The 7565-nt window shown below is 55.6% G+C and carries 5 protein-coding genes; 3 read left to right on the top strand and 2 right to left on the bottom strand.

The genetic code is table 11. The annotated features are described in order from the left end of the window. Together VK738_01630 and VK738_01625 are read left to right on the top strand one after the other, a co-directional pair. A partial coding sequence (locus VK738_01630; protein HTD21323.1) for a malectin domain-containing carbohydrate-binding protein occupies positions 1-1645 on the top strand: 1645 nt, incomplete at its 5' end. An 11-nt stretch (positions 1646-1656) separates the two neighbouring features. Then, complete coding sequence (locus VK738_01625) at positions 1657-2901, top strand: malectin domain-containing carbohydrate-binding protein (protein ID HTD21322.1); 1245 nt, start codon at positions 1657-1659, stop codon at positions 2899-2901. A 254-nt stretch (positions 2902-3155) separates the two neighbouring features. Here the strand turns inward: VK738_01625 and VK738_01620 are convergent, their stop codons facing one another. Then, positions 3156-4937, bottom strand: coding sequence for a malectin domain-containing carbohydrate-binding protein (locus tag VK738_01620; protein HTD21321.1), 1782 nt, complete (start codon positions 4935-4937; stop codon positions 3156-3158). A gap of 442 nt (positions 4938-5379) precedes the next feature. Here VK738_01620 and zwf point away from each other — a divergent pair, with 442 nt between their 5' ends. Beyond that, positions 5380-6867 carry a glucose-6-phosphate dehydrogenase gene (zwf, locus tag VK738_01615; protein ID HTD21320.1) on the top strand — a complete coding sequence of 496 codons (1488 nt, stop codon included), beginning with the start codon at positions 5380-5382 and terminating at the stop codon, positions 6865-6867. Positions 6868-6930: 63 nt separating this feature from the next. Here the strand turns inward: zwf and VK738_01610 are convergent, their stop codons facing one another. Continuing rightward, the gene (locus VK738_01610) at positions 6931-7416 is read right to left on the bottom strand and encodes a hypothetical protein (GenBank protein ID HTD21319.1); all 486 of its coding nucleotides are present in this window, start codon (positions 7414-7416) and stop codon (positions 6931-6933) included. Positions 7417-7565 lie beyond the last annotated feature (149 nt).

Below are 7565 nucleotides of genomic sequence, written 5' to 3'. Positions count from 1 at the left end.
GGACTTATATCTCAGCGGCTATCCTGCGTACAAATCGGACGCGCAGGCCTATTACTCCGCCATCACCGATCCGCGCGCCAAGTTCTGCGGACCCGACGTCGCCGGAGGCTCCTCTTGGGTGGTCAGCTATGCAAAAGATTTTGCTCCTGGAGGAAGAATCGCGTTGGCCGCCCGGCACAACTATTTCGGCGGCAACGGCCAATCCATCAGTGCGGCGGCGGCGAGGGATTTGATGCTCTCCACTGGGTTCGTGAGCAAGTACCAGTCTAGCCATGATTCCTACGTGCCCCAGGTGCTAGCCACCGGGCTCAACTATCGGCTCTCGGAGACCAACAACTTTTTCAATGGCGGTTGTCCCGGTGCGAGCAACGCATTTGCCTCAGCGCTCTGGGGCCTCGATTACATGTACTGGTGGGCAACCCATCAGGCCGCTGGCCTCAACTTCCACACTGGGGACCATGTTTCCGGCGCCACAACCTCCTATGCTCTTTTCCAGACCTCTTCGAGCGGTTACCACGTTCATCCTCTCGGGTATGGCGTCAAGGCGTTTGACCTTGGGGGGCACGGGCGGATCGTGCCGGTGACTATCGGAAATCCGGGCGGGGTCAACTTGACGGCGTACGGAGTTCTGGCCGCGGACAACAGTCTCTTCGTGACCATCATTAATAAAACGCACGATTCCGGGGCCGCCACCGCAAATGTGACCATCCAGCCCGGAGGGAGTTACAGATCGGGTGAAGTTTGGCTGTTGCAAGCGCCGAACAACGATGTTTCGCTGACCGACGGGGAAACCTTGGGAGGGTCGGCCATCGGGGACGATGCCAGTTGGACTGGGACGCCAACGCCCCTGGCATCATCCGGGGGAAACTTCCTGTTAACACTCTCGCCCGCCACGGCCGCCGTCGTGAAATTAAATGGGGGCACCCAGACTGAGCCGTTTCCTCCGACGGGACTGAACGTAATGGCGGGTAACAACCAGATAAGTCTCTCCTGGATTGCTTCGGCAGGCGCCAGCACCTACAACGTGAAACGCACCACGACAAGTGGCTTAAACTATGTACTCGTCAAGTCGGGAGTGACCGCAACCAGCTATACCGATGCTACCGTGACCAATGGTACGACCTACTTTTATGTGGTCTCAGCGCAGAACGCGGACGGCGAAAGCCTCAACTCCAGCGAAGTCAGTGCAATGCCAGGGCCTCCAGTGGTCATTGCCATCAATGCCGGTGGACCGGCGGTGGGTGCGTTCGTGGCCGATACCGACTTCGCGGGTGGCACGACCATCAATCACGCCAACACCATCAATCTGACCGGAGTAACAAATCCAGCGCCTATGCAGGTCTACCAGACGGCGCGGATTGGGAATTTCACTTATACGATTCCGGGGTTTACCGCCGGGTCAAGCCATAAGGTGCGGCTGCACTTTGCCGAGATCTTCTGGACGGCCGCAGGCAAGCGCAGGTTCAACGTGTCGATCAACGGCATGCAGGCACTGACCAACTTCGACATCTTCGCGGCGGCTGGCGCCATGAACAAAGCAATGATCCAGCAGTTCACGGTCAACGCCAATGCTGGCGGTCAGTACGTGATTCAGTTCACCGCAGTTACAGATAAGTCCCTCGTGAGCGGAATCGAGATCCAATAGCGAGAATGCCGATGAAGATAAAAACCTTCTTTTTAGTGTTGGTCTCGAATGTGCTGGCTCTGGCCGTGCTGGCGTTCCCGGCCAAGTGCACCACCATACAGATCGACTCCGGCTCGACAACAGGCGTGAGCGCGTTCGTCGCTGATAAGGATTTCTCTGGCGGCGCGACGATTAACCACGCCAATACGATCAATATCAGCAAGGTGACCAACCCGGCGCCCTCGGCTGTTTACCAGACCGCCCGCATCGGCAATTTCACCTACACGATTGGCGGCTTAACAGCTGGCACGGACTATGTCGTGCGCCTGCATTTCTGCGAGACCTACTGGACATCCTCCGGCAAGCGCACGTTCAACGTGAGCATCAATGGCGCACAGGTGCTGACGGACTTCGACATCTTCGCGGCGGCAGGCGGGCAGAACATCGCCAATATCCAGCAGTTCACGGAACCGGCCAATTCCAGCGGGCAGATGGTCATCACGTTCACTTCGGTGGTGAACAATGCGCTGGTGAGCGGGATCGAGATCCTCAGCACCAGCACCAATAGCTGCGCCGGAAACGGATCGACAATCAACGGGCCGAGCGGCGATTACCTGTTCCCGTGTGGCAATTACAAGTATCAGTCGAATGAATGGAACTCGACCGCTCCCCAGAGCGCCGTCATGAGCACCACGGGCGTGGGCTTCACACTCAACGCGAACTTCATGGCGAGCGACTTCACCCACAGTCAGTTCGCCCCCAAGACCTACGCATCCATTTTCTGGGGATGCCATTGGGGCAACTGCACCAGCACGAGTCTGCCGATTCAGTTGAGCAGTCTGGTCTCTGCAAATTCGAGTGTGAGCACGACCTTGCCCACCGGCTACAACAACGACGTAGCCTACGACATCTGGTTCAACCAGACGGCAACCACGCTGGGCCAGCCCAACGGCACAGAAGTCATGATCTGGATCAGCCATCAAGGTTCCGCGCAACCTCTTGGCTCGAAGAAGGCGTCTGCGGTGTCCATTGACGGGTCTACGTGGGACGTGTGGGAAGGGATCGGAGGGAGCACGGTGCACTGGTTCGTGGTCTCCTATGTCCAGGTCAATCCCACGAATAGTGTGAATCTTGACCTTACGAAGTTCTTCCAGGATGCTAAAAATCGCGGTTACGTGCAGTCTTCGTGGTGGCTGATCGACGTGGAGTTCGGTTTTGAGGTCTGGGAGGGCGGTCAAGGTCTTGCAGTCGACGACTTCGCCGTGAGCGCGAAGTAAACGCCTACGGCCTGGATTCGTGGCTGGCTGCTGGCGCCATGAACAAGGCAGTGATCCAGCAGCTCACGGTCAACACCAATGCCGGCGGCGAGTATGTGATTCAGTTCACCGCAGTTACAGATAAGTCCCTGGTGAGCGGAATCGAGGTCTAATACCGAAATTTTTGATGTTGGGCCCTGGTCGTATGGAAATCGCCCACGTGCAGTACTACGCTGGGCTTTGCGAGCATCCCGGCTCTGCCGGGGTGGGACAGATTATTCTTCAGTAACCTCAATGGCGCTTATCAGGGCATAATTCTTGGTGGGAGCAAATGTAAGGTTGAGTTTACCCTGTGCGGAGGCCGGAATGTTGTGGAAGACCTTTACAACAGCTCGGTTACCCACTCCACCGGTTTCTTTGAGAATATCGAAATCTTTCAGAAGAGTTCTACCATTGCAATAGACATCAAAAACGCGGCTGCCTACACCGCCCAGCGACTCAGGCGAAGCAAACCATGTCTCGGCAAAATGCAATGTGATTGTGTATTGGCTGCCTTCCACTACGGGAATGGCATATGTAAAGTTGCCGAAGCGATGGGTTCGATACAACGCCGGATCTGCTGTGCCTTCGATGGGCGATTTTCCCGTCGTTTTTCGACCACTTAGAAAGTACTGGTCAGGCATCCAGGTTTGGCCGAGGTGGTCGCGATAGGGGCTATCCTGCATCGTCAATCGAACCGGGAGCATCTTACCCGCCGTACCCGGTAGAATCTCCAACGCGTTTATGAAGCCAGACGGGCCAGCCCCTTGAAAAGCCAGGTGCAACAGGCCGTCTTTCGCGGGTGAAATATCCTTAAATATCTTTACTGTAGCTGTATTCACTTCTCCGGCATCGGAAGCAACGTCCAGAGTTGAAACTGGTAACCCGTTAATGGAGAGACCAACGCTGCGCAGGCCCTCGCCGTTCACCTCCGTTTCGGCAAAGTAGAGGCGGAGTTCATAGGTGCCAGGACTGAGTGGAATTTCATAAACGAACTGTCCCTCCCGGCCTGTTCGAAAAATATCGGGGTCTTCCGTGCGCATGATCTCTCGCGGACCGCGATTAAAGGTTGCGCCACCTGTAAAGTAACGGTCAGAGAGCCAAACGCGTCCTGCCTTGTCGATATAGTTTCCCTTGCGCTCCCCGGCCAAAACCCGTATCGCCCCAGATTCTGGGTCCAAGATAACAGGAGGAACTGCTGTGTTTCGGACTACATCTGCGGCATGCGAAGCGGCAGTTCCAATGGCCCCGTTTTGAACTCTGTTTTCAGCGTTGGCAGGGCGCAGTCCCGGCCGCGCAATCGTCATCCACAGCAGGCCACCCACAGTAGCCGCAGCCAATCCAATGGCGAGCCAACGCCAATTCGGCATGCGGATTGTCGAGTGCTCCCGGCTGCGCTCTCCTGCTACCACCAGATTCTCATGCGCTACCTCCTCCGCATCCTCCTCGTCCTGCGGCGGGGTTTGTGGAGACACCCCGGACTCTGGGCGCAGCAAGAATTTCGGTATGTACTGTCCTTTGGGAATAACAATCTGGATTCTGTGGTTGAGCGCCTCGCTGGCGTAGTACTCCTTTAACCGTTTTCTCAGATAGTGGGTATCCACACGGACCACGGCGTCCAACTGCGGATCAAACTCGGAATCACGCCCTAGCACCTCCACCGCGATGCTATATTCTTTTAGCCCATCCCCTTCGCCATTAAAATATTTATCGCAAAGATAGGTCAGCAGACGGGAGAGCTTCGGAGAACGCTTGAACGTATCCGTTGCAAGCACGGCTGCAAGTTCGTCCCGTTCTTCTTGGTTCGTTGGCTGATCCGAGGTTTCCGCATTCGAGGAGGTGATCGTGTCTATCCCGGAAACTGTCTCGCCCTTTGTCAAATGACTGGCAACCGCTGTAGGCTGATCATCAAGTTTGCGTGTCGTGCTCAGGTCTGAGCTCAGGTGCTCGTTCTTGTAGTCCTGGTGGTGGGCCTCTTCCAGGTGATTGCCTGACCGGCTGCTATCCTTATAATACATAGCTACTCCGTGACAGAGCATATCACAGCTCAAATTCTGCATTAAAGCCAGGTTAACTTAACATTTTTAACCTTAACGCAGAATGTTTAAGATTGCAGCATGTAAACGTATTCGTTTGACGTTAAACGTTTACAAAACTCCGCCGGGGGTGGGTTGCGAGCATTCCAGGCGTTTTGTGAAGCTAATCACGGGTAAGGAGAACGAACCTGGCAGAATCTATTATTGTCGCCGCGTTGCATTGCAGATGGTTCAATCATACCCCGCATTACGACCGGAAACACCATGGCGCCCTGTGTCATCATCGGTGAGTGCGCCGCAGAAATCCTGCGGGCTGAGCATCGTTTTTAAGGATTTGACATCAATATCAATAAGGTCGCGGACCCCTATAGCGCCAGAAAACATCAGATTACGATCTGGAATCCATTAGTTAGAAAGAGCATCTATGTCTACGATTATCGAAGCAAGTCCTCTCGAGAAGCTGTCGCAAGAACCTTTGCCAACTGGAGACTCGTGTGTCCTGGTCATTTTTGGGGCTTCGGGCGACCTGACGAAGCGAAAGCTGGTCCCGGGTCTCTACAACCTGTCATGTGTGGGCTGCATGAGCCCTCAGTTCGAAGTTCTGGGGATTGGCCGCTCGCCAATGAGTTCTGAAGAGTTTCGCAAGAGGACCGGGGAGTCAGCCGCCACGTCGAGAGATACACACGACTTCAGCGAGTCGCGATGGAAAGACTTTGAAAAGCGGCTGCACTACATGGTGGGCGACATCAACGATCCGAATTTCTATCCTCAGTTGCGCATTCGTCTGGCGGAGATGCAGAAGAACGGTTCGAGCCCAAACCACTTGTTCTATGTGTCGACGCCGGCGTCAGTAGCGGGACCTATCATTGAAGGTTTGGGAGCAGTCGGATTGAACCGCCGTGATCATGGGTGGACGCGAATCGTTCTGGAAAAGCCCTTCGGGCGGGACCTGGAATCGGCGCAAGCGCTGAATGACGTAGTGCGCGGCGTATTCGACGAGAAAGCGGTGTACCGGATTGACCACTATCTTGGCAAAGAGACCGTGCAGAACATCCTGGTATTCCGCTTCAGCAACTCGCTGTTCGAACCGGTGTGGAACAGAAACTACATCGACTACGTGGAGATCACCGCGGCTGAGACGGTGGGAGTCGAGAACCGCGCGGCATTCTACGAAGAGACGGGAGCCCTGCGCGATATGGTGGCAAACCACCTGCTTCAGTTGCTGGCGCTGACCGCGATGGAGCCGCCGGTCGCGTTTGATGCGGATTCGGTGCGTGAGCAGAAGGTGCAGGTGTTCCGATCCGTTCGACTGATGAGCGTCGAGGATGTAGCGCGATATACCGTTCGAGGGCAGTATGGTCCTAGCGTGATTGACGGGAAACCGGTACCGGGCTATCGGCAGGAGCCGGGCGTGAATCCTCGCTCGACAACCGAGACTTACGCAGCGGTAGAGTTTCACATCGATAACTGGCGTTGGGCTGGAGTGCCTTTCTACATCCGGACTGGGAAGCGTCTTGCGCGAAATCTGACGCAGATCCGTGTGCATCTCAAGCCGACGCCCCAGGCGTTGTTTGCCGGCACGGCGTCCGAGGTTGATCCGAATGTCATCACCATCAACATTCAGCCGGACGAGGGAATCTCGATCGCATTCGACGCGAAGCGGCCGGGAACCCAAGTGCGGACGGTAACGGTTCAGGCCAACTTCTCTTATCAGGCGAGCTTTGGATCGAAGGGGCCGGTTGCGTACGAAACGCTGCTGCTCGACTCGATGCGCGGTGATGCAACTCTATTCACGCGCCGAGACGAAGTAGAGGCGGAGTGGCGCATCATTACGCCGATCGAAGAAGCGTGGGCGCATTTGCCGACGCCGGACTTCCCAAACTATGCGGCCGGCAGCGAGGGACCAGCCTGATTGCTTCCGGGTAGCCCGTCAGAGCATCGTCCCTTGGGACATAAACGGAGAGCCGCTCACACGTTACTCTTTATCTAGGTATTCGTCGGGAACGTCATCCTCCGGCACCTCATGCGTGTGAACTTCCTTCCCATCAGCGTTCCCGGCGTCTTCCACGCCGGTCACTACGTCGGCCTCGAACGCGTTTCCTTCCTCGAGCAACTCTTCGACGCTCTCCGAATCGGCACTTTCGACGTTGGAGAGTCCCTGCAAATCTCCCGATTGACCACCCGAACGTGATCGCTGTCCCTCCGGCTGGAGTCCGACCGCATCAGCGCTTTGACCCTTCCCCCGAGCGTGTTTCTTAAGGGCACGCACCGCCTTCCCGCCGATTGTTTTCTTGACGGCACTCTTCAATTTTACCGCCTTTTTCGCAGCCGGCTTCTTCTTCGCCGATTTCTGCCTGGGAGTTCTCATCTTTCTTTGAGCCTGCCTCTTGGTTGGCGTCACCTTCTTGCTGGCAGTTCTCTTTGATTTCACCTGCTTCTTCGTTTTCTTTTTGGTAGCCATATGCGCAGTCTACCAAAAACTTCATTCGAACGTTTGTAAGCGGAGTTTTCAGTGGTTACAGCATAAAAAGATGCCTTCTGAGGTAAAATCCACCTTAGAGGCAGCCAATAGACGTGCCTGCGGGCATAAACCCGACTTTTTCACTTCCG

It is taken from the genome of Terriglobales bacterium (genome assembly GCA_035487355.1).
Taxonomy (GTDB): domain Bacteria; phylum Acidobacteriota; class Terriglobia; order Terriglobales; family Acidobacteriaceae; genus QIAW01.
Note: the sequence above shows the minus strand (reverse complement) of the source record. Positions and strands in the feature narration are given on the sequence as shown.

Coding starts and splice junctions, on each gene's coding strand:
- zwf (HTD21320.1), top strand. CDS start 5,380: ATGTCTACGATTATCGAAGCAAGTCCTCTCGAGAAGCTGTCGCAAGAA.
- VK738_01610 (HTD21319.1), bottom strand. CDS start 7,416: ATGGCTACCAAAAAGAAAACGAAGAAGCAGGTGAAATCAAAGAGAACT.
- VK738_01620 (HTD21321.1), bottom strand. CDS start 4,937: ATGTATTATAAGGATAGCAGCCGGTCAGGCAATCACCTGGAAGAGGCC.
- VK738_01625 (HTD21322.1), top strand. CDS start 1,657: ATGAAGATAAAAACCTTCTTTTTAGTGTTGGTCTCGAATGTGCTGGCT.